We start from the raw sequence: 22,528 nt of genomic DNA, 5'->3' as shown, positions 1-22,528 counted from the left end.
CCTAAACGGGAAAAAGAATGCAACCAAAAACAACAAACAAAAACCACCAAACACACTATTGAGTTCTCAAACAACACACCCACCACACCACAAACCCACGGCCAAAGCCGAGGTTCAAGATGCAGGCAGTGAGAAGATCCACCGCAATCGGTGTCTCTCTCGGATTCCGTCTTCGCTCCCCGGCTCAAGACCGCGTCGCTCTGACCTGGAATAAGTTACGTCAGGGCCAACAGGGAGTCAAATTCGCAGGTCGCCGAAGCATCTGCGCAGGTCAGAGGCTCGGCAACCAGCAGACTACGCCCCAACCCGCTCGACGCCGGCGATGTTGCGCTTGCCACGTCGCAACACCAGCCAACGGTCATGCAAAAAGTCGGCCGCCTGTGGTATCCACTCGTCACTTTCAATACGGGTGTTGTTGACGTACACGCCACCTTCGGCGACGTTGCGTCGTGCTGCTCCCTTGCTGGCGGCCAACCCACTTGCCACCAACAAATCGGTGATCGTGTCCGCACCACCCGGCTTCAATTCGGCAACCTGTCCGCTACTCGCCTCCCGCAGGGCCGCGGCCAGCGTGGATTCATCGAGATCCGTCAGCTCGCCACGGCCGAACAGCGCCTGGCTGGCGAGTTCGACGGCTCGGGTTGCCCCTTCCCCGTGTACGAGCGTGGTCAACTCACGCGCCAACCGCTTCTGAGCGGCTCGCTCGTGCGCACGGGTTCGCGTGGCCTCGTCGAGTTCGGCAAGTTCCTCGGCCGACAGGAACGTGAACCACCGCAGGTAGCGCACCACATCGGCATCGGCAGCATTGACGAAGTACTGGTACCAGGCGTACGGGCTGGTCAGCTCGGGATCGAGCCACAGATTGCCGCCACCGGTGGACTTGCCGAATTTCTTGCCTTCGGAGTCGGTGACCAGCGGCGTCGTCATGGCGTGCACCGTGGCCCCGAGCTTCTGGCGCACGAGCCGTGCCCCCGCGACGATGTTTCCCCACTGGTCGGAGCCACCGATCTGCAATGCGCAACCGTGCCGCTGGTGAAGCTCCACGTAGTCGTTGGCCTGCAACAGCATGTAGCTGAACTCGGTGTAGGAGATGCCGTCGCCTTCGAGACGGCGTCGGACGGTGTCCCGGTCGAGCATCACGTTGACCGAGAAGTACTTGCCGATATCCCGCAGGAACTCGATCACCGACAATTCGCCGGTCCAGTTCAGGTTGTTTTCGACGATCGCACCGGTCGGCGAGTTGTTGAACTCGACAAACCGTTCCAGCTGTCCACGGATCCTGCCGGCCCAGTCGGCCACCGTATCGGCAGTGTTGAGGATTCGTTCCCCGGTCTCGCGGGGGTCGCCGATCATCCCCGTCGCGCCGCCGGCCAGGACGATGGGCCGGTGGCCGGCCTGCTGGAACCGGCGCAATGTCAGCAACGGCACCAAGTGACCGGCATGCAAGCTCGGCGCGGTCGGATCGAAGCCGGAGTACACGGTCACCGGCCCGTTGGCCAGGTCCCCGGCCAACGCGTCACGGTCGGTCGATTGCGCGATCAGTCCGCGCCAGTCCAGCTCCTCCAGGATGTCCGTTGACATAGGGAGATCATGCCGCATCGCGGCATCGCCCAACCGTCCGGCGATCAGTCGCTGGCGCCGGGCGCAGGTGCCCGCGGGCTTCTCCGGTACGCCGACACCTCACGGTGTCCCTCGAGCCAGAATCGCCAGGGCCGGTCTGCCGCCACGCTGACACCGACCCGCGGCCCATCGACCGCCGCATGCTGCGCACCCAGCCGCAGTCGGACCGGACTGCTCTCGTCGAACAGATCGATTCCGTTGTCCTCCATGATGATTCCGAGTGCCGAACACAAATTGCCGGGGCCTCGGGCCAACGCCGACGGTGTCACCGCGGCGCCCCGGCGGTCTCGGGCCTGCGCCAGTCCGCCGGTGACGGCTGCCGCCCGTAGGAGGACCGCACCTGCGACCCCGTCGTAGCCGCACACCACGTTGGCGCAGACGTGGATGCCGTGGCTGCGGTAGGTGTAGAGCCGCCCGGGCGGGCCGTACATCACCAGGTTGCGGCCCCGCGGGCCGCGAAAGGAGTGCGACGCGGCGTCGGGCCAGGGCCCGTCGAGCGGGCCGCCGTAGGCCTCGACCTCGACGATCGTCGCCTCGACGCCACGCCCGCTGAGCTGGGCACCAAGCAGCCGACGGGCTGCCGCGACGGGGTCCCCTACCAGTAGTTCGGCGCCCATCCGAGCGATTCTGCACTGCCGCGCCGGACACCGTTGACACCGGTCCGCACGCGGGAGGATATTCATTACATGATGACTTCATCGGCTGATGAATTCCGATCCTCGCCGGCTGTCGACATCGACGGACTGAATGTGGTTCGTGGCAAGCGGCCGGCGCTGCGCGACGTCACGGTGCAGATCGCGCGCGGCACGATCACAGGCCTGCTCGGGCCCTCGGGCTGCGGAAAGACCACGTTGATGCGGTGCGTCGTCGGCACCCAGATCATCGCCTCCGGGTCGGTGACCGTGCTGGGTCACCCCGCCGGCAGTGCTCCGCTGCGGCACCGGGTCGGTTACGTCACGCAGGATCCGACCATCTACGACGACCTTCGCGTCATCGACAACGTCCGCTACTTCGCCGCGCTGTACGGCACGACCGCCAAAGCTGCCGATGAGGCCGTTCAGGCGGTCGGCCTGCACGACCACCGAAGTGCGTACTGCGGCAACTTGTCAGGTGGTCAACGCACCCGCGCGTCGCTGGCCTGCGCGCTGGTCGCAGACCCCGAACTGCTCGTCCTGGACGAACCCACCGTCGGCCTTGACCCCGTGCTGCGCGTCGAACTCTGGGAGCAGTTCCGCGAGCTGTCCCGACGCGGTGCCACCCTGCTGGTGTCCAGTCACGTCATGGATGAGGCCGACCATTGCGGCGACCTGCTCCTCATGCGCGAAGGGCGCCTGCTCGCCCACACCACCCCGGCCCAACTCCGGAAGGACACGTCATGCACATCTCTGGAGGAAGCGTTTCTCACCGTCATCCGGCAGCGCACCGCGGCCTGACCCAGCGCAGCCGGTTCAGCCCGCAGGCCTACCTGGCGACGACCGGTCGGATTCTGCGTCAGCTCGCCGCCGATCACCGCAGCGTGGCGATGATCCTGGTGGTACCGAGCCTGGTCATCACCCTGATGTACTTCATGTTCCACGACGCGCCGCACCGACCGGGCGCGCCGAGTCCGTTCAACAACGCCTGCCTGATCATGCTCGGGGTGTTCCCCCTGGTGGTGATGTTCCTGATCACCTCGATCACCATGCAGCGCGAACGGGTTTCGGGAACCCTCGAGCGGATCCTGACCACCCCGTTGCGCCGGTTCGACCTGCTGGCCGCATACGGCACCGCGTTCTCGATCGCGGCAGCGGCGCAAGCGAGCCTGGCGTGCGTCGTCGCGTTCTGGTTCCTCGGGTTCAGTACCGCGGGCAGCCCGCTGCTGGTGTTCCTCATCGCCATCATCAACGCCGTGCTCGGCGTCGGCCTGGGCCTGCTGTGCAGCGCATTCGCCCGCACAGAGTTCCAGGCCGTGCAGTTCATGCCGGTGGTGATCGTGCCGCAGTTGCTGTTGTGCGGCATCATCGTGCCTCGCGAGGCGCTGCCCGAATGGCTGCAGTGGATCAGCAACGTGCTGCCGGCCAGCTATGCGCTCGAGGCGCTGCAGCAAGTCGGCTCCCATCCGGACCTGACGGCCGTCGCCGCCCGTGACATCGCCGTCGTGGTGGGGTTTGCCGCCCTCGCGCTGGGTCTGGCCGCGGCGACACTGCGACGACGGACCCCATGAGCGAACGCAAACGGCCGGGGCGGCCACCAGGACCGTCCGACACCCGGGAACGCATACTCGCCAGTGCACGGGAGTTGTTCGCGCGCAACGGGATCGACAAGACATCGATACGCGCGATCGCCACCGACGCCGGGGTGGACCCGGCATTGGTGCATCACTATTACGGCACCAAGACGCAACTGTTCGCCGCCGCGATCCACATTCCGATCGATCCGATGACCGTGATCGGGCCGCTGCGCGAGGTTCCCGTCGAGCAGCTCGGCCACACGCTGCCCTCAATTCTGTTGCCGCTGTGGGATTCCGAGATGGGCAAAGGGTTGATCGCCACATTGCGCTCGATCCTGGCGGGTGGCGAGGTCTCGCTGCTGCGGACCTTCCTGCAGGACATCATCGTCGGTGAGGTCGGCCCCCGCGTCGACAATCCACCGGGCAGCGGCCGGACCCGGGTGCAGTTCGTGGCATCCCAGCTCGTCGGTGTGGTGATGGCGCGCTACATCCTGGAGTTGGAGCCGTTCAAATCGCTGTCGGTCGAGCAAGTCGCCGAGGCCATCGGACCCAACCTGCAGCGGTACCTGACCGGGGAGCTACCTGGCCTCGGGTGAACCGGCCAGCGCCAACAACCGCTCGTGTTCGGCGTCGTCGACCTCGACGGCCTCATCGACGAGCAGTACCGGAATCCCGTCGGCGATCCGGTAGGCCCGACGCAGCCGCGCGTTGTACAGCCAGTCATCGCCGGCCAGCAGCAGTGGTCCGCGATCCTGCGGGCACACCAGAATCTTGAGGAGTTTTTCGTCGATCACCGATCAGCCGATCGGGACGTTGATGCCGGAGTTGTCGGGGCCGAGCGAGATGCCCGGGGTACCCGGTGCGCCGGGAATCGGCACCTGGCCGGGGCCGGTCTGGTTGATGCCCGCGGAGATGCCGCCCGAGGACGTCGCCCCGTTTTGCCTGGCCTGCATCTTGCGCTGATAGGACAGCGTGTTCTTGAGCGCATCGATCAGCGGTGTCTGGTTGGGCCGCTTGTCCAGCGCTGCGACGATGGCATCGCGGTTGGCGTTCGACGGTTTGAAGCCCTGCGCCCGCAACTGCAGGATCGAGTGGATCAGCTGGGAGATCTGGCCGCCACCGGCGCCGGTGTCGTACTCCTTGTCGATCATGGCGAGCGCCTCGTCGGCCGTCATCTCCGGGGCCGCCGGCGTGTCGGCCGTCGCTGCCGCATTCGCGTTGGCGTCGGCCGTGGGATCGGCGAGGGCGACCGGCGCCGCGACGCCTGCCAGCAAGCCTGCGGCGAGTGCGCTACCGGCCACCGCGCCGGTGAGGGTCCGACGCCAACGGTTTCCGCTCGTCTGCGATGTCATCAATCCTCCAGTCGGTGCGCCGCATGGCGGAGCCTAACAGGGCTCCGACGATACGGCTGCTAGGACGGATCGGCAGCCGTATCGGGCTCGCCCTGTCCTGCGGTCAGTTCGGTCCATACGGCCACGGTCAGCGTCTTGTACGTCTGGGTATCGGGATCGAGGTACCAGGAGTTACGGCGGGCCGGTTTTGGAACCCCCGCAGCCTGCAGCGGGGTCGCCATCGGCCGGTACGACGCGCCGAGCTCCATGTCGGCGACCACGTGAACGAAGTCGGGCGGGTTGCCCACGGGCAGGTCAGCGAGCGCATGCGTGAGATCGGCGGTGGGGATGCTGCCGCCCGGGCGGAGGGCCAGCGCGGTGACGGCCACCTGCTGACCGTCCAGGTCGACGCCGTAGGTCACGGCGAGGTCGACGGCGTCGAGGCGTCCCACGGCATCGCTGATCGGATTGCCGTAGACCGGTCCGCGCTCCGTGTGGATCACGGCGCTGCGGTTGTCCACCTGCCAGTAGTCGCCGTCCTCGTCGCGGCGGAACAGGAATTCGGTGGACACCCAGGTGTCGGCCGGTGCGAAGACGCCGCGTTTGACGGCGGCGGTCGGGTCGACCGGCCCACGCGGGTGCGCCAGCAGCACGCCGACCTCGTTGGGTTCGGCCTTGCGGACGAAGCCCTGCTCGTCCTCGAGGATGAGATCGTCGTCGGCGTCGTAGGCGGCGAGCTCGACGTGCCCGGCACCGGGCAACGGCCGCCCCTTGCTACCGATCTTGGCGCCCGACACGTTGGCCAGCACCGCCTGCCCGTCGGTGGTCGCGAAGAACTCCACCACTTGAGCGGGCTCGAAGACCTCGACCACCCGCTTCCACAGCCCGGCGGGCATGCCGGAGCCGATGAACAGCCGCACCGGATGGGAGCCGACGAGCGCGAAAGACGGGTCATCGATGACCTCGCGCAGCATCGCCCAGGTGTAAGACACCACGGTGACGCCGTACTGGCGGATCTCCTGGAGGAACCGGTTGGGCTGCAGGCCGCGCGACAGCGCGATGCGCGAGCCACCTACCACGGCCCCGCCGAGCGCGACCAGCAGCCCGGACTGATGATGCAGCGGCGTCAGGCAGTACACCGTGTCCCCGCGGCCGAGGTTCGCCGCCGACGCGGTGCCGAACGCCGACAGCGCCCACCGGAAGTTGGTGATCTGGCGGGCGACGAGCTCGCCCCCGACCGTGGTGAACGCGACGAATGCCAGATCGCGCGCCAGGCCGGGGTTGGACCGGTACCAGCCGGGCAGCTCGACCACATCGGGGTCGATCTGCTCCATGTCGATGACGTCGGAGTCCTCGGGCAGGTGCAGGTCGCGGTTCTCGCCGCCACCCAGCACGAGGACCCGAGTTTCCAGCTGCCGGGCCGCATCTAGATGACTCGGGTCCGCGATGATCTCCGACACCCCGCCCAGCCGCGCAGCTTCCGCCAGATCGACGTCGGGCGGCATCAGCACGGCCACGGCACCCAGGCGCGACAGCGCGGCGATGGCCACCAACGCGCTGGGTCGCGTCTCCATCAGCACACCGACGTGCGCACCCTGCCGCACCCCGACGTCGATCAGGCCGCGGACCACGTTGTTGATCCGGCGATCGACCGCCTCATAGGTGTGCACCCGGCCGTCGAACAGCAGCGCCTCCCCGTTGGGAAGGTTGCGCGCCTGCTCACTCATGATGCGGCCCAACGAGATCCGCGTGTGGTCGTTGACCTGGCCGAGGCGGGCCAGCCTCGGCAGGGTGCGGGCGGTCTCGACGACCAGGGTCCGTGCCGATTTGTTCGCCGCGACCAACGCCTCGGCCGCCGAGCGGGCCACGCCGAACGCCATCTCGGTGGCGGCAGTGGCGCCGTGGGTCACCCGCGTCGTGAACGACACCCCGCCTTCGGGATGGTCGGCGGGCTGCAGGCTCATCGGGACCACGCCGTCGGGCATCTCCTCGGCGTTGTCGAGCCACTTGACCCACTGCGCGACCGTGGGCCAGGTCTGATTCGAGGCCTTGGAGCCGACGACCAGGCCGAAATGCCCGGCGCGAATCAGATACTCGTACACGTCGGCCTGCGGCGCGGCACGTTTGATGCCCCGGACCGCCGCCGGCTGGCCGATGTCGTCGACCTCACCGACCACTGCGAGCACCGGGCAGTCGATATCGGACAGCGTCACGAGATCCCCATGGATCGAGAAGCCACCGGTCATCATGCGGTTGTGCGCGATGAACTGCTTGAGCAGCTCGGAAATCGCCGGGCCGGACCAGGCGATCCACCCTTCGGAGGCCAGGAACCGGCGTTGCTGTTCGCGGGGCAGCAACGCCTCGCGGTCGTGCAGCTGCAGCAGGAAGTCCAGCCGGGACTGAGCGGTCTTGATCGGGTCGAGCATCTGAAATCCGGTGCGGGCCAACCAACCCGGGATGTCGATCCGGCTGAACACGTGATCGGCCATGAAGTCGGCGGCACCCGCGGCGACACCGGCGGGCAGGTTCATCGGAAGCGCGGCGAGCGTGTCCACCGGTGAACCGAACGCGATGATGCTCGCGATGTCCTTCGACCGGCGGTAGGCGGCAGTCTGATACGCGAACATGCCGCCCTGGGAGTACCCGGCGAGGTGCACATCGCGTCCGGTGACCGTCTTGACGGTGTCGATCGCTTCGCTGAGCGCGACGACGTGGTCGGCGAGGTTGCGCTGCATCCCGCCCTCGACCTTGTCCGGCGAGCCGAAGTCGATCACCCACGGGTCGATGCCGGCACCGTGCAGGATTCCCACGGCACCCTCGTCGCGGGTCACGTCCCACATGTCGGCGGCCATCATCATCGGATGCACCATGAGCACCGGCGGGCCGGGCTCCGCGGCGCTGGGCCGGATGTCGGGCGGAAAGTACCGGCGCAGCTTGAACATCGGCACGCTCTGGATGATCTGGAACGGGGACGGCACGGCGCCGGTCTCCAGGCCTCCGTAGCGCAGCACCTCGAGGCCGTTCTGCGCAGTCGCCAGCAACCGCTCCACCGGTTTGGTCACTGCCGAGAAATCCATCAACGCCCGCTCCCCTACGTTTTGACGTGCTGTCCCCGACCGACGTGGTCATCATGGCACGTCACCGCACCGGCGACGACGGCTGAGGCAAACCGCCCCGACACCTTCACGGCCGGGCAGACGCTGACGCTAAGGTCGGCGGCGATGGCACACCTACTCGGCGGCGAAGCCCTGCACCTGGAGTACCCGACAGGTGTGGTGTTCGACGCTGTCACCGTCGGCGTCAGCGACGGCGACCGCATCGGCATCGTCGGCCGCAACGGCGACGGCAAATCGAGCCTGCTGGGCATGCTCACCGGGCGGATCACCCCGGACGGCGGCCGCGTCACCCAGCGGGGAGGCCTGCGAGTGGGGGCGCTCGACCAGACCGACACGCTGGATTCCGAGCGCACGGTCGGGTGGTCACTGGTCGGTGACCGGCCGGAGCACGAATGGGCCGGGGACGCCCGCGTCCGAGACGTCATCGGCGGGCTGGTGGCCGACATCGGATTCGACGCAACGGTCGGCACGCTCTCCGGCGGACAACGCCGCCGGGTGCAGCTGGCTGCGCTACTGATCGGCGACTGGGACGTCGTCGCCCTCGACGAACCCACCAACCACCTCGACATCGAGGGCATCACGTGGCTGGCCGGGCACTTGAAGGGCCGCTGGGCGCGCGGAGCGGGTGGGCTGCTGCTGATCACCCACGACCGGTGGTTCCTCGACGAGGTGGCGACCACCACGTGGGAGGTGCACGACGGCATCGTCGAGCCCTTCGAAGGTGGGTACGCGGCGTATGTGCTGCAGCGGGTGGAGCGCGACCGGATCGCCGCCGCGTCAGAGGCCAAACGGCAGAACCTGATGCGCAAGGAACTGGCGTGGTTGCGGCGTGGCCCGCCGGCTCGCAGCTCGAAGCCCAAGTTCCGCATCGATGCGGCCAACGCGCTGATCTCCGACGTGCCGCCGTTGCGCAACAGCGTGGAGCTGTCCCGGCTGGCGACCGCCCGCCTGGGCAAGGATGTCATCGACCTGCTGGACGTGTCCGTCGCATTCGACGGCCGCGAGGTGCTGCGCGATGTGGAATGGCGCATCGCCCCAGGCGAGCGCACTGGCATCCTTGGCGCCAACGGAGCCGGGAAGTCGACGCTGCTCGGACTGATCGCCGGCACGGTGGCCCCGACCACTGGCCGGGTCAAGCGCGGGAAGACAGTGCGGCTGGCGATTCTCGACCAGCAGTCGACCGAACTGAACGCCATGGCCGGCGACATGGTTCGCGAGGTGCTGGGCCGGCTGCAGACCAGCTACGTGATCGACGGCAAGGAGCTCACGCCGGCCCAGCTGCTGGAGCGGTTGGGCTTCAACCGGGCGCAACTCTCGTCGCGCGTCGGTGAGCTCTCGGGTGGACAGCGGCGCCGGTTGCAGCTCATGTTGGTGGTGCTGAGTGAGCCCAACGTCCTGGTGCTCGACGAGCCGACCAACGACGTCGACACCGACATGCTCACTGCCACCGAGGATCTGCTGGACTCCTGGCCGGGCACGCTGATCGTGGTGTCCCACGACCGCTATCTGCTGGAGCGCGTCACCGATCAGCAGTACGCGATCCTCGACGGGCGGCTGCGCCACCTACCCGGCGGCGTCGACGAGTATCTGCGGCTGGCCGCGCAGCCGTCGGCTCCTGCTGCTGCCTCGCGGGCGGCGTCAACACCGGTGCCCGCGCAGGGCAAGTCGGGCGCCGAGCTGCGCAACATCGAGAAAGAGGTCGCCTCGATCGACCGCTCGTTGGCCAAGCTGGCCGGCCGGATCTCCGACAAGCACGACGAAATGGCCGCGCACGACCATTCCGATCACGTCGGACTGGGCAAGCTCACCGCGCAGTTGCGCGAGCTCGAAGACCAGGTGGCCGAACTGGAGGCTCGCTGGCTGGAGTTGTCGGAACAGCTGGAGTGAGATCCGCGCACGCGAGGAGCAAAACCGGTTCAGCGCACGCGAGGAGCAAAACCGGCTTAGCGCAGGTTCAGCGGAGCCGGACCCGCAACTGATCCAGCGTGTCACGCACCACGCCGAGTTGCTTGGCCACCTGGATCGGGGCGGTGCCGCCGCGGGCGTCGCGGGAGTTGACCGACCCGGCAATGGTCAGCACCTCACGCACCTGCGCCGTGAGCCCGGGATGGATGCCTGCCAGCTCGTCGTCGGCCAGCTCCTCCAACCCGACCCCGCGGGCCTCGGCCGTGCGTACCGCCGCACCGGCCGCCTCGTGCGCGATCCGGAACGGAATACCTTGGCGCACCATCCATTCGGCGATATCGGTGGCCAGCGTGTAGCCCTGCGGGGCCAGCGCCGCCATCCGGTCCGTGTCGAACGTCAGCGTGCCCACCAACCCGGCCACCGCAGGCAGCAGCAGCTGCAGCTGCGCGACCGAGTCGAACACCGGCTCCTTGTCTTCTTGCAGGTCCCGGTTGTAGGCCAGCGGCTGGGCCTTGAGCGTCGCGAGCAGCCCGGTGAGATTGCCGATCAGCCGGCCGGACTTGCCGCGCGCCAACTCGGCGATGTCGGGGTTCTTCTTCTGCGGCATGATCGAACTGCCCGTCGACCATGCGTCGTGCAGGGTGACGTAACCGAATTCCGTTGTGCTCCAGAGGATGATGTCTTCGGCCAACCGTGACAGGTCGACCGCGATCATCGCGAACACAAAGGCTGCCTCCGCGGCGAAATCCCGCGAGGCCGTGGCGTCGATCGAATTGTCGGCGGCTGCGGTGAACCCGAGTTCCTCGGCGATGGCGTCGGGGTCCAGTCCCAGCGACGAACCGGCCAGCGCGCCGGATCCGTAGGGCGACACCGCCGCCCGCTTGTCGAGGTCGATGAGGCGATCCGCGTCGCGCAGCAGCGGATGCGCATGGGCCAGCAGATGATGTGCCAGCAGCACCGGCTGTGCCGACTGCAGATGTGTCTTGCCGGGCATGATCGCCGTCGGGTGCGCCGCGGCCTGGGTGGCCAGTGCGGCCGCCACGTCCAGCACGCCGTTGCCGACAGTGGTGATGGCGTCGCGCAGCCACATCCGGAACAGCGTGGCCACCTGGTCGTTTCGCGACCGCCCGGCCCGCAACCGGCCGCCGAGGTCGGGGCCGACCCGGTCGATCAGGCCACGCTCCAGGGCACCGTGCACGTCCTCGTCACTGGGCAGCGGGCCGAAGCTTCCGTCGGCGAGGTCTTCGCCGAGGCTGTCCAGGCCGGCCAGCAACCCGTCGCGCTGCTCGTCGGTGAGCAGACCTGCGCGGTGCAGCACCCGGGCGTGTGCCTTGGAGGCCCGCACGTCATATGGAGCCAGCGCCCAGTCGAAATGCGTCGACTTGCTCAGCGCGGCAAGGGCTTCCGACGGCCCGTCGGTGAACCGGCCGCCCCACAGGGAACCTTCGTTGGTGGTTCCGTCGTTGCTACTCATGTCACCCTCACTGCTGTGCGAGCGTGCGCGTCTGCAGGTTCTGCACGGCGTGTCGGGCAGCAGACACGCACGCTCGCGGTGCTTGCTGCTTACAGGCCCAGGTCGCGCTTGGCCGAGATCTTCGACGACAGACCGTGCACGTGCACGAAGCCCTTGGCATTGGACTGGTCGAAGCTGTCGCCCTCGTCGTAGGTGGCGAGGTTGAAGTCGTAGAGCGACTCCGGGCTACGCCGGCCGTTGACGGCGATGTGTCCGCCGTGCAGCACCAGCCGGATCTCGCCGGTGACGTGCTCCTGGGTGTGTGCGACGAACGACTCCAGGGCCCGCTTCAGCGGCGAGTACCACAGGCCGTCGTACACCAGCTCGCCCCACTTCTGGTCGGTGGTGCGCTTGAACCGGCCCAGCTCACGTTCGAGCGTGACGTGCTCCAGCTCGGTGTGCGCGGTGATGAGCACCATGGCGCCCGGGGCCTCGTAGATCTCGCGGCTCTTGATGCCGACCAGCCGATCCTCCACCACGTCGAGGCGGCCGACACCCTGAGCTCCTGCGCGGCGGTTGAGCTCGACGATGGCCTCGAGCACGGTGACCGGCTTGCCGTCGATGGAGACCGGCACACCCTTGTCGAACCCGACGATGACCTCGTCGGGGGTGTTCCAGTGGACCGTCGGATCCTCGGTGTAGTCGTAGACGTCCTTGGTGGGCGCGTTCCACAGGTGCTCGAGGAAGCCGGTCTCGACCGCGCGGCCCCACACGTTCTGGTCGATGGAGAACGGTGAGCGCTTGGTGACGTTGATCGGGATCGCGTTCTCCTCGGCGAAGGCGATGGCCTTCTCGCGGGTCCAGGCGTAGTCGCGAACCGGGGCGAGCACCTCGAGATCGGGTGCCAGCGAGGCGAAGCCGACCTCGAAGCGGACCTGGTCGTTGCCCTTGCCGGTGCAGCCGTGGGCGACGATGCCGCCGTTGTGCTCACGCGCGGCGGCCACCAGGTGCTTGACGATCAGCGGCCGGCTGATCGCCGAGACCAGCGGGTAGCGGTCCATGTACAGCGCGTTGGACTGGATGGTGGGCAGGCAGTACTCGTTCGCGAACTCGTCGCGCGCATCGACCACGACCGCCTCCACGGCGCCGCAATCCAGCGCCCGCTGCCGCACGACCTCCATGTCCTCGCCACCCTGGCCGAGGTCGATGGCGACGGCGACGACCTCGCGGCCGGTTTCCTTACCGATCCAGCTGATCGCCACCGAGGTGTCGAGACCTCCGGAGTACGCCAAAATGACGCGGTCGGACATGAGCAATCTCCTTGTGTTGGGCTCTATTTCAGGTTTTCGAGGGTGGTGGCCAACTCGGCGCCGGTCATCGGTTCGCGCGCCACCACCGCGATGGTGTCGTCACCGGCGATGGTGCCGACCACATAGGGCAGGGCTGCGCGGTCGATGGCGCTGGCCAGGTAGTGCGCGGCCCCGGGCGGGGTGCGCAGCACGGCAAGGTTAGCGCTGGCATCGGTGGAAACCAGCAACTCCCCCATCAATCGGGTCAGCCGCTCGGTTCCGCCTGACACCCCGCGCACGGGGCTGCCGTCTTCCGGGACGACGTAGACCCCGACGCCTCCGTCGGCGCCGCGCAGTTTGACGGCGCCGAGTTCCTCCAGGTCCCGCGACAGCGTGGCCTGGGTGACCTCGATGCCTTCGTCGGCCAGTAGGCTCGCCAGCTCCGTCTGACTGCTCACGGCGCGTGACGACAGGAGAGCGACGATGCGGGCCTGGCGGCCGACTCGGGTCGGAGAACTCATGGCCGGCTCAGACGCGCGCCAGTAGCCAGGCCAGCAGCGCCTTCTGCGCGTGCAACCGGTTCTCGGCCTCGTCGAACACCGCGCTCTGCGGGCCGTCGATCACCTCATCGGTGATCTCGTAACCGCGGTGAGCCGGAAGACAATGCAGCACAACGGCTTCGGCGTCGGCCAGCTTGAGCAGGTCGCTGTTGACCTGGAACGGGCGGAACGGGCGGACCCGGTCGAGGCCGTCGTTCTCCTGGCCCATCGACGTCCAGGTATCGGTGACGATCACGTCGACGCCGTCGACCGCGGCCCGCGGGTCATCGGTCACGGTCACCGACGCGCCGGTCTCCGCGGCACGCTTGCGGGCTGCGTCGACGTACTGCGGGTCGGGCCCGAAACCGTCGGGCGCGGCGATGGTGACACTGATGCCTGCCGTGACGCCGCCGATCATCAACGAGTGCGCCATATTGTTGGCGCCGTCGCCCAGGTACGTCATGGTCAAGCCTTGGAGCGCGGCCACACCGCCCTTGCGTTCGGCCAGGGTCTGCAGGTCGGCCAGTACCTGGCACGGGTGAAAATCGTCGGAGAGCGCGTTGATGATCGGCACGGTCGCCCCGGACGCCATGGCCATCAGGCGTTCCTGGGCGAAGGTGCGCCAGACGATCGCGTCGACGTAGCGGGACAGCACCGCACCGGTGTCCTCCAGCGTCTCCTCGCGGCCGAGCTGCATGCTGCGGCCGTCGACCACGACTGCATGCCCGCCCAGCTGGGAGATGCCCATCTCGAACGAGAACCGGGTGCGGGTCGAGTTCTTCTCGAAGATGACCCCGACGCCGCGCGGGCCTTCCAGCGGGCGAAGAGAGAACGGCGCCTTCTTGAGCTCGGCGGCCAGCGCGAGCACTTCGGCTTGTTCGTCGGGCGTCAGGTCGTCGTCACGTAGGAAATGTCGGGTCATTTGGCCCCCTCGTCGAGCACCGCGGGTAGCGCGGTGAGGAACTGGTTGATCTGGTCCTCGGTGATGATCAGCGGCGGCGCCAACCGGATCACGTCGGCGGCGGCCGCGTTGACCAGGAAACCCGCCTCGCGAGCGGCCGATTCGACAGCCTTGGCACTGGGCGCGGTCAGCACGATGCCCTGCAACAGGCCCTTGCCGCGGACGTGGTCGACGAGTGGATGGCTCAGCTCCTCGATGCCGTGGCCGATGGTCTTGCCGAGCACACCGGCACGCGCGATGAGGTCGCCGTCGGACAGCGCACGCAGAACGCCGAGCGCTGCGGCCGTGCACACCGGGTTGCCGCCGAACGTGCTGCCGTGCAGACCCGGGGTCAGCAGGTCGCCCGCGGCGCCGACGGCCAGGCAGGCACCGATCGGCAGTCCGCCGCCGAGCCCCTTGGCCAGCGTCACCACGTCCGGGGTGATGCCGTCGTGCTGATGGGCGAAGAAAGCCCCGGTGCGGCCCACCCCGGTCTGCACCTCGTCGAGGACCAGCAGCGCACCGTGTTTCGCGGTGATCTCGCGCGCGGCGACCAGGTACCCGGCCGGCGGCACGACGACCCCGCCCTCCCCCATGATCGGTTCGAGGAACACCGCGGCCGTGGTGGCGTCAACTGCGGCGGCGAGAGCGTCGACGTCGCCGTAGGGCACATGAGTGACGTTGCCCGGCAACGGTTCGAACGGCGCCTGCTTGGTGGGCTGGCCGGTCAGCGCCAGCGAGCCCATCGTGCGGCCGTGGAAAGCGCCTTGCGCCGCAACGATGTTCGTCTTCCCGGTGAGCCGGGTGATCTTGAACGCGACCTCGTTGGCCTCGGTGCCCGAATTGCAGAAGAACGCGCGAGCCGGTGCCCCGAGGTGCCCGACCAGGGCCTCGGCCAGCGCGATACCCGGTTCGGTGGCATAGAGATTCGAGGTGTGTCCGAGCGTGTTGAGCTGCGCGGTGACGGCCTCGATGACCGCGGGGTGGCGGTGTCCGAGCAGGTTCACCGCGATACCGCCGAGCAGGTCGAGATACTGCTTGCCGTCGGTGTCGGTGACCACCGCACCGTCCCCGCTGGCCAACGCCAGCGGCGGGGTGCCGTAGTTGTTCATCATCACCGCTTCCCAGCGGTCTTGCAGAGTCATTCTTTGACCACCTTGGTCCCGGTTCCTTCGTCGGTGAACAGTTCGACCAGCACGCAGTGCTCGACGCGGCCGTCGATCACGTGCGCGCTGGGCACGCCGCCGCCCACGGCTCGTAGGCAGGCCTCGATCTTGGGCACCATGCCGGATTCCAGGCGCGGTAAAAGCTGAGTGAGTGCGGCCGCATCGATCTCACTGACCAGCGAATCGCGGTCGGGCCAATCCGTGTACAGCCCTTCGACATCGGTGAGCATCACGAGCTTCTCCGCACCCAGCGCCTCGGCCAGGGCGGCCGCCGCGGTGTCGGCGTTGATGTTGTGTACCACCCCGTCGGCATCGGGGGCGATGGTCGACACCACCGGAATACGCCCTGCGGCAATGAGATCCAGCAACGACCCGGCGTTCACGTGCTCAACGTCGCCGACCAGGCCGATGTCGGTGGCCACACCGTCGACGTTGACGCTGCGCCGCACCGCGGTGAACAGTTGCGCGTCCTCACCGGTGACCCCGACGGCATACGGGCCGTGCGCGTTGATCAGGTTGACCAGTTCGCGCCCCACCTGACCGAACAGCACCATGCGTGCCACGTCGAGCACCTCGGGTGTGGTCACCCGGAACCCGCCCTTGAAATCACCTGCGATGCCGAGCTTTTTGAGCATGGCACTGATCTGCGGACCACCGCCGTGCACCACGACCGGGTGGATGCCGCAATTGCGCAGAAACACCATGTCGGCGGCGAATGCGGCCTTGAGGGTCTCGTCGGTCATGGCGTTGCCGCCGTACTTGACCACGACGATCTTGCCGTGCAGCTGCTTGAGCCACGGTAATGCCGCCGCCAGCACCTGTGCTTTTATCGGCGTGGACAAACTCATGAGCTGTAGGCCGAGTTCTCTTCGACGTAGGCGTGCGACAGGTCGGTGGTCCTGATGGACGCCGACGCGTCGCCGACGGCCAGGTTGACGACGACGGCGATATCCTCCCCAGACAGATCCACCTCACGCGCGCCCGGCGCGCCGGCACCGTCGATGCACACCGGTGATCCGTTGAAGGACACACTGATTCGCTGCGGATCGAGGCTGACGGGGGCGATGCCGACAGCGGCCAGCACCCGGCCCCAGTTGGGGTCCGAACCGAACAGAGCGGTCTTGACCAGGCTGTCGCGTGCGATGGCCCGGGCCGCGACGACGGCTTCCTGCTCGCTCACCGCACCGGTGACCGTGATGACGACGCGTTTCGTGACACCTTCGGCGTCGGCCTGCAGCTGCGTGCACAGGTCCTCGCACACCCGCAGCACCGCGTCGTCGAGATCGCTTTGGCTGGGCCGAATCTCGCTGGCCCCGGAAGCGAGCAGCAGCACCGTGTCGTTGGTGGAACAGCTGCCGTCGATGTCGAGGCGGTCGAAGGTCAGCGCGGAGGCCCGGCGCAGCGCCGAGTTCAGCGCATCGGCGTCGGCCACGGCGTCGGTGGTCAGCACCACCAGCATGGTGGCCAGCGACGGCGCCATCATCCCGGCACCCTTGGCCATGCCGCCCAGGACCCAGTTCTCCCCCGATGCCACCGAATGGTGCAGCGCAACCTGTTTGGGCACGGTGTCGGTAGTCATGATGGCTCGGGCAGCGTCCTCGCCGCCGGTCAGACCCCCGGCCAACTCGTGCACGATCTCGGTCACCCCGGCCAGCACCTTGTCCATCGGCAGCCGGTCACCGATCAGGCCCGTGGAGCACACCGCGACCTCGATGGCACCGGTCTCGGTGCCCCAATCGCTCAGGGCTGCGGCCACGCCCTCGGCGGTGGCGTGGGCGTCCTGAAAGCCCAGGGCACCCGTGCAGGCGTTGGCGCCGCCCGAATTCAGGATGACTGCGCGCAGCCGGCCGGTGGTGAGCACCTGCTGGGACCACAGCACCGGCGCGGCCTTGATCTGGTTGCTGGTGAACACGCCTGCCGCCGCATAGTCGGGGCCTTCGTTGAACACCAGCGCCAGATCCGGAGCTCCGGACGCCTTGATGCCCGCCGCGATTCCCGCGGCGCGGAAGCCTGCCGCCGCGGTAACTCCTTGCGTGCGTACCAGTTTGGTTTCGGTGGTCATGCTCTCGGCTGACTGTGCAGAACTCACGGTGCCACTCCCACGATCGATAGTCCTTCGGTCTCCGGCCAACCCAGCGCCAGGTTCATCGACTGCACCGCCGCGCCGCCGGTGCCCTTGGTCAGGTTGTCGATGGCTGCGACGGCAACGAGCGTCTGCGCCTCGGCGTCCACGGCCACCGCCAGCTGGGCGGCGTTGCTGCCGATCACCGCGCCGGTCTTGGGTAGCTGCCCTTCGGGCAGAAGGTGAATGAACGGCTCAGCGGCGTAAGCCTTTTCGTAGGCGGCCCGGATCTCGGACTCCGACGCGGTGGTGCGTGCGGTGCAGGTCGCCAGGATGCCCCGCGCGGTGGGGATCAGCACCGGGGTGAACGAGACGGTGACGTCCTTGTCGGTCACCGCGCGCAACCCCTGGGCGATCTCGGGGGTGTGCCGGTGCTTGCCCGCGATGTTGTACGCCCGTGCCGACCCGATGATCTCCGAGCCGAGCAGGTCGACCTTCGCCGACTTGCCTGCCCCCGAGGCGCCGCTGACCGCGACGACGGTCACGGCCGGGTCGATCAGGTCGGCGGCGACGGCAGGCAGCAGGGCCAGCAGGGCAGCGGTCGGATAGCAGCCCGGCACCGCGACACGCTTTGTGCCGCGCAGCTTCTCACGGGCACCGGGCAGTTCGGGCAGCCCGTAGGGCCAGCTGCCGGCGTGCGCCGATCCGTAGAATTTCTCCCACGCCGCGGTGTCGGTGAGCCGGAAATCCGCTCCGCAGTCGATGATCAGCGTGTCGGGGCCGAGTTGTTCGGCCAGGGCAGCCGAATATCCATGCGGCAGGCCGAGAAACACCACGTCGTGGCCGGCCAGCACCTCAGCGTCGGTGGCCTCGAGCACCCGCGAGGCCAACGGCAGCAGATGCGGGTGATGCTCGGACAGCGCAGTGCCGGCACTTGCCGCGGCGGTCAGCGCGCCTATGGTCAAGCGCCCGTCGGCATACGCGGGGTGGCCGAGAAGTAATCGCAGGATCTCGCCACCGGCGTAGCCGCTGGCGCCTGCCACCGCTACAGACGTCATGCAGCGATTCTGCATTGTTATGCAGTGAGATGCAAACTCATTACTCCAACCGCGCGAGCGTGCGGGTCTGCGCCCCGACACGCCGACGCGCACCGACGTTATGTGCACGTTGACGGCGGTTCGCGCGTGCGCGCAATGGGCATTTTCCACGGCGTGTCGTCGGCAGACACGCACGCTCGCCGAGAAAGGCCGAGAAAAGTCAGCCGCGCAGGACCGCGCCGACCTGCTCGGCCGCGGCGGCGACGGCGGCGTCACGCGCGGCGCTGGCCTCGTCTTCGGTCAGCGTGCGATCGGCGGCCCGGAAACGCAGGGCGAGAGTGAGCGACTTGCGGCCCTCCCCGATCTGCGGCCCCGTGTACACGTCGAACAGTCTGACGTCTTCGAGCAGCTCACCGGCCCCGTCACGCACAGCGGCCACCACGCTCGCCGCGGCGGTCTCGTCACCGACGATCACGCTGATGTCCTGGAACACCGCCGGGAACGGCGACACTCTCGGCGCGGGGAGCGTCTCGACGATGGGGACGGCGTCGAGGTCCAACTCAACGGCGCAGGTGCCCTTGGGCAACCCGCTGCGCTCGACGACCGCCGGATGCAATTGACCGGCGTGGCCGACGACGGTGTCGCCGACAACCACCTCGGCGCAGCGGCCGGGATGCCACGGCAGCTCCTGGGCCGCGCGCAGGGTGAACTCCACGCCCGCGGCCCGGCCGATCACGCGGACCGCTTCGAAGGCGTCGGCCGCCTCGACCGGGCGGCCCGGGCCCCACGGCCCGGCAGGCTCCCGCAGGCCGGTCAACACCGCGGCGACGTGCTGCGGCTGGTGGGGCAACGACGCGTCGAGCCCGGCGATCTCGTCGTCGGTGGGCCTGCGGTCGGTGGGGATGCGCTCGACGGCGCGGGTCTGTTCGGTCGGTTCCACCACCTGCGCGATGGCGAACAGCGCCACATCGGGTGCCCCACGGGATACATTGCGCCCCAATGCTTCCAGCAAGCCGGGCAGCAACGTGGTGGCCAGCTGGGGTCGGTCGGCCTCCAGCGGGTTGAGCACCTTGGTGGTGTTGCGGCGGGGATCGTCGTCGGCCAGACCCCAGGTGTCGAACACCCCGGCGGGCAGGAACGGCGTCGGCAGGATCTCGACGAAGCCGGCCAGCGCCAACGACTTTCCGATCGCGCGGCGACGCTTCTGCGCCGCGGTGAGCCCACGCCCGGCGGGTGCCGCCGGCAGCACCGACGGAATCCGTTCGAGCCCCTCGAGGCGCAGCACCTCCTCGACCAGGTCGGCGCGCTGGCGCAGATCGGGCCGCCAACTGGGCGGAACGACAGTCAGCTGATCGCCGCCGGTCACCGCGGCGCCGACCTGGGTCAGCCGGCGAGCCGTCGTGCCCGCGGCGTAGTCGACCCCGGCGGTGCGATCGGGCAGATCCGCGGGGATCTCGATGGGAGGATGCGACCAGTCGGTGCGGCCGTCCTCGCGCCAGTCGGTCAGGGTCGGCTCGATGGTCCCGCCGGCGATCTCGGCCAGCAGGGTCGCGCAGCGGTCCAGCGCCGCAACCGAAATCGCCGGGTCGACGGACCGTTCGTAGCGCCGTCCGGCCTCACTGGCCAGGTGCAGGCGCCGCTGGGTGCGCGACACCGCGGCCGGGTCCCACACCGCGGCCTCGAGCAGTACGTCGGTGGTGGAGTCGCGGACCTCGGTGGTGCCCGCCCCCATCACGCCGCCGATGGCAGCGGTGGCGACGTCGTCGACGATGAGCACGTCGGCCGAGTTCAGCGTGCGCTCGACGTCGTCGAGAGTGACGACCTTCTCGCCGTCGCGGGCGAACCGGACGTCGAACCCTCCGGTGATCAGGCTGCGATCATGGGCATGCATCGGATGGCCGAGCTCGAGCATGACGTAGTTGGTGACGTCGACGGCCGGAGAGATGGCCCGGATGCCGCTGAGCAGCAGGCGACGCTGCAGCCACCACGGCGACACCGCGGCCGGGTCGATACCGGTGACCGGCCGGAGCCCGAACCGCTGCACGCCGGTGCCCGGCTGCACGGTCAGGGGCCACGCCTCACCCTCGGCGGGCAGCGGCGGCACATCAGCCGGGTCGACGTAGTCCAGGTCGTAGGCGCAGGCGATCTCCCGGGCCAGGCCGCGCACCGACAGGCAGTAGCCACGGTCCGGCGTGATCGCGAGGTGGAACACCACGTCATCGAGGCCGAGCAGCTCTGCCGCCGGGGTGCCCGGCTCGGCGGTGCCGGGCGGCAGCACGATGATGCCGTTGTGGTCGGTGCCGAGGTTCAGCTCGGCCGCCGAGCAGATCATGCCGTCCGACGTGCGCCCGTAGGTCTTGCGCTTGGCAATGGTGAAGTCGCCGGGCAGCGTGGTGCCGGGCAGTGCGACGACCACCAGATCGCCGACCGCGAAATTCCTTGCACCACAGATGATGTCCCGCGGCTCAGGCTCACCCACATCGACCGTGCAGGCGCGGATGGGCTTTTTGAACTCGGTGAGTTCCTCGATGGAGGCGACGCGTCCGACGGTCAGCGGACCGCTCACCGGCCCGGTCGGGATGATCTCCTCGACCTCGTGGCCGATGCGGATGAACGTCTGCTCGAGTTCGTCGGCCGACACGTCCCAGCCGGGCGCGCCTGCGCGCACCGTCTCCCGCAACCAGCTATAGGGAACACGCATCAGGCGCCCACCCCGAACGGCAGCGAGAAGCGGACGTCGCCCTCGACCATGTCACGCATATCCGGAATCCCGTTGCGGAACTGCAGGGTTCGCTCCAATCCCATTCCGAAGGCAAAGCCCGAATATTCGTCGGGGTCGATACCGCAGGCGCGCAACACATTCGGGTTGACCATGCCGCAACCACCCCACTCCACCCAGCCGGGTCCGCCCTTCTTGTCGGGGAACCAGATATCCACCTCGGCCGACGGCTCGGTGAACGGGAAGAAGTGCGGCCGGAACCGGGTGCGGCCCTGCGGACCGAACTGGGCCCGCGCGAACGCGTCGAGGGTGCCCCGCAGGTGGGCCATGGTCAGCCCCTTGTCGACCGCGAGGCCCTCCACCTGATGGAACACCGGGGTGTGGGTGGAATCCAGTTCGTCGGTGCGGAAGGTGCGCCCGATCGAGACGATGTAGACCGGCAGTTCGCGTTCCAGCAGGGCCCGGATCTGCACGGGTGAGGTGTGGGTACGCAGCACCTGACGGGAGTCGTCAGGCGCGATCTGGAAGGTGTCCTGCTCGCTGCGGGCGGGATGGTCCGGCGGGAAGTTCAGCGCGTCGAAGTTGAACTGTTCGGTCTCGACCTCGGGCCCCTCTGCCAACTCCCAACCCATGGCGACGAACGTGTCGGCGACGTTCTCGGCGAGGATGGTGATCGGGTGACGCGCGCCGACGGGCTGACGCGTCGACGGCAGGGTCACGTCGATCCGTTCGGCCACCAAGACCGCTGCGTCGCGCTCGGCGCGCAACACCGCCAACCGCTCGTCGTAGGCGCGCTGCGCGTCGCCGCGAGCAACGTTGACGCGTTTGCCGGCGTCGGCGCGGTCTTCCTTGGGCAGTGTCGCCAACGCCTGCCGGGCCAGTGCGATCGGCGCCCGGTCCCCCAGGTGCTCGGTCTTGGCGCGGGCGAGCGCGTCGAGGTCACCGGACAGCTCGAAGGCATGCCGGGCCGCGCTGACGGCTTTGGTCAGGGCTTCTTCGGAGAGATCACTGGGCTGCTGAGCCACCCGGCGATCATAGGCGATGGCCTCGCCGCCCCTCGAACGCGTTTCCCGCGGGCTACCCCGCCGGCTGGGCTGACGGTCCGGCACCGTGCGCCACGTCACTCTCGTCGACAAGGAATT

General features: G+C 68.3%; 19 protein-coding genes. 4 read left to right on the top strand and 15 right to left on the bottom strand.

What is annotated here, in order from left to right:
* Positions 1-294: 294 nt before the first annotated feature.
* Both tyrS and RMCB_RS22510 read right to left on the bottom strand, forming a co-directional pair.
* Positions 295-1,581 carry a tyrosine--tRNA ligase gene (tyrS, locus tag RMCB_RS22515; RefSeq protein ID WP_165606309.1) on the bottom strand — a complete coding sequence of 429 codons (1,287 nt, stop codon included), beginning with the start codon at positions 1,579-1,581 and terminating at the stop codon, positions 295-297.
* Positions 1,582-1,625: 44 nt separating this feature from the next.
* Positions 1,626-2,237, bottom strand: a complete 612-nt coding sequence (locus tag RMCB_RS22510) for a DNA-3-methyladenine glycosylase (protein ID WP_062830528.1) — start codon at positions 2,235-2,237, stop codon at positions 1,626-1,628.
* A 69-nt stretch (positions 2,238-2,306) separates the two neighbouring features.
* Between RMCB_RS22510 and RMCB_RS22505 the strand changes: the two genes are divergently transcribed.
* Genes RMCB_RS22505 through RMCB_RS22495 form a run of 3 tightly spaced genes read left to right on the top strand, consistent with a single transcriptional unit; the run spans position 2,307 to position 4,425 of the window.
* Positions 2,307-3,053 (top strand): ABC transporter ATP-binding protein, encoded by a 747-nt coding sequence (locus tag RMCB_RS22505; protein WP_062830527.1) that lies wholly within the window; start codon positions 2,307-2,309, stop codon positions 3,051-3,053.
* Positions 2,996-3,823: an ABC transporter permease gene (locus RMCB_RS22500; RefSeq protein ID WP_072278525.1), complete on the top strand. Its 828-nt coding sequence runs from the start codon at positions 2,996-2,998 to the stop codon at positions 3,821-3,823. Before RMCB_RS22505 ends, RMCB_RS22500 begins: the two co-directional genes overlap by 58 nt.
* The gene (locus RMCB_RS22495) at positions 3,820-4,425 is read left to right on the top strand and encodes a TetR/AcrR family transcriptional regulator (protein WP_029368226.1); all 606 of its coding nucleotides are present in this window, start codon (positions 3,820-3,822) and stop codon (positions 4,423-4,425) included. The genes RMCB_RS22500 and RMCB_RS22495 overlap by 4 nt, the downstream gene beginning before the upstream one ends.
* Here the strand turns inward: RMCB_RS22495 and RMCB_RS22490 are convergent.
* From RMCB_RS22490 to RMCB_RS22480, 3 genes are read right to left on the bottom strand one after another with little or no spacing between them, the layout of a single operon-like run.
* Positions 4,408-4,623 (bottom strand): Trm112 family protein, encoded by a 216-nt coding sequence (locus RMCB_RS22490; protein ID WP_062830525.1) that lies wholly within the window; start codon positions 4,621-4,623, stop codon positions 4,408-4,410. The genes RMCB_RS22495 and RMCB_RS22490 overlap by 18 nt on opposite strands.
* Positions 4,624-4,626: 3 nt before the next feature.
* A complete protein-coding gene (locus tag RMCB_RS22485) occupies positions 4,627-5,181 on the bottom strand; it encodes a hypothetical protein (protein ID WP_062830524.1) in 555 nt (184 codons plus the stop codon).
* Between the two features lie 59 nt (positions 5,182-5,240).
* Positions 5,241-8,237, bottom strand: coding sequence for an acyl-CoA synthetase (locus tag RMCB_RS22480; RefSeq protein ID WP_062830523.1), 2,997 nt, complete (start codon positions 8,235-8,237; stop codon positions 5,241-5,243).
* A gap of 144 nt (positions 8,238-8,381) precedes the next feature.
* Between RMCB_RS22480 and RMCB_RS22475 the strand changes: the two genes are divergently transcribed.
* Positions 8,382-10,163, top strand: coding sequence for an ABC-F family ATP-binding cassette domain-containing protein (locus tag RMCB_RS22475; protein ID WP_062830522.1), 1,782 nt, complete (start codon positions 8,382-8,384; stop codon positions 10,161-10,163).
* 67 nt (positions 10,164-10,230) lie between these two features.
* Here the strand turns inward: RMCB_RS22475 and argH are convergent, their stop codons facing one another.
* The 10 genes from argH to pheS form a co-directional block, all read right to left on the bottom strand.
* Positions 10,231-11,655, bottom strand: coding sequence for an argininosuccinate lyase (argH, locus tag RMCB_RS22470; protein ID WP_062830521.1), 1,425 nt, complete (start codon positions 11,653-11,655; stop codon positions 10,231-10,233).
* An 89-nt stretch (positions 11,656-11,744) separates the two neighbouring features.
* Entirely contained in the window at positions 11,745-12,944 is a 1,200-nt protein-coding gene (locus RMCB_RS22465; RefSeq protein ID WP_029368233.1) for an argininosuccinate synthase, read from the bottom strand.
* A 23-nt stretch (positions 12,945-12,967) separates the two neighbouring features.
* Positions 12,968-13,444: an arginine repressor gene (locus RMCB_RS22460; protein ID WP_029368235.1), complete on the bottom strand. Its 477-nt coding sequence runs from the start codon at positions 13,442-13,444 to the stop codon at positions 12,968-12,970.
* A 7-nt stretch (positions 13,445-13,451) separates the two neighbouring features.
* Positions 13,452-14,384, bottom strand: coding sequence for an ornithine carbamoyltransferase (argF, locus tag RMCB_RS22455; protein WP_062830520.1), 933 nt, complete (start codon positions 14,382-14,384; stop codon positions 13,452-13,454).
* Positions 14,381-15,547 carry an acetylornithine transaminase gene (locus tag RMCB_RS22450; protein ID WP_062830519.1) on the bottom strand — a complete coding sequence of 389 codons (1,167 nt, stop codon included), beginning with the start codon at positions 15,545-15,547 and terminating at the stop codon, positions 14,381-14,383. Before RMCB_RS22450 ends, argF begins: the two co-directional genes overlap by 4 nt.
* Positions 15,544-16,416, bottom strand: a complete 873-nt coding sequence (gene argB / locus RMCB_RS22445; protein WP_109784381.1) for an acetylglutamate kinase — start codon at positions 16,414-16,416, stop codon at positions 15,544-15,546. Before argB ends, RMCB_RS22450 begins: the two co-directional genes overlap by 4 nt.
* Positions 16,413-17,630 (bottom strand): bifunctional glutamate N-acetyltransferase/amino-acid acetyltransferase ArgJ, encoded by a 1,218-nt coding sequence (gene argJ / locus RMCB_RS22440; RefSeq protein WP_062830553.1) that lies wholly within the window; start codon positions 17,628-17,630, stop codon positions 16,413-16,415. Before argJ ends, argB begins: the two co-directional genes overlap by 4 nt.
* Before the next feature lie 23 nt (positions 17,631-17,653).
* Entirely contained in the window at positions 17,654-18,688 is a 1,035-nt protein-coding gene (gene argC, locus RMCB_RS22435; protein ID WP_109784380.1) for an N-acetyl-gamma-glutamyl-phosphate reductase, read from the bottom strand.
* Between the two features lie 199 nt (positions 18,689-18,887).
* Positions 18,888-21,368 (bottom strand): phenylalanine--tRNA ligase subunit beta, encoded by a 2,481-nt coding sequence (gene pheT, locus RMCB_RS22430; RefSeq protein WP_062830517.1) that lies wholly within the window; start codon positions 21,366-21,368, stop codon positions 18,888-18,890.
* Positions 21,368-22,411 carry a phenylalanine--tRNA ligase subunit alpha gene (gene pheS / locus RMCB_RS22425; RefSeq protein WP_062830516.1) on the bottom strand — a complete coding sequence of 348 codons (1,044 nt, stop codon included), beginning with the start codon at positions 22,409-22,411 and terminating at the stop codon, positions 21,368-21,370. The genes pheT and pheS overlap by 1 nt, the downstream gene beginning before the upstream one ends.
* Positions 22,412-22,528: the final 117 nt, after the last annotated feature.

Origin of the sequence: Mycolicibacterium brisbanense, from assembly GCF_001570425.1 — a bacterium.
GTDB lineage: Bacteria > Actinomycetota > Actinomycetes > Mycobacteriales > Mycobacteriaceae > Mycobacterium > Mycobacterium brisbanense.
The sequence above is the reverse complement of the archived record's forward strand: the minus strand, read 5'-3'. Positions and strand labels throughout refer to the sequence as shown.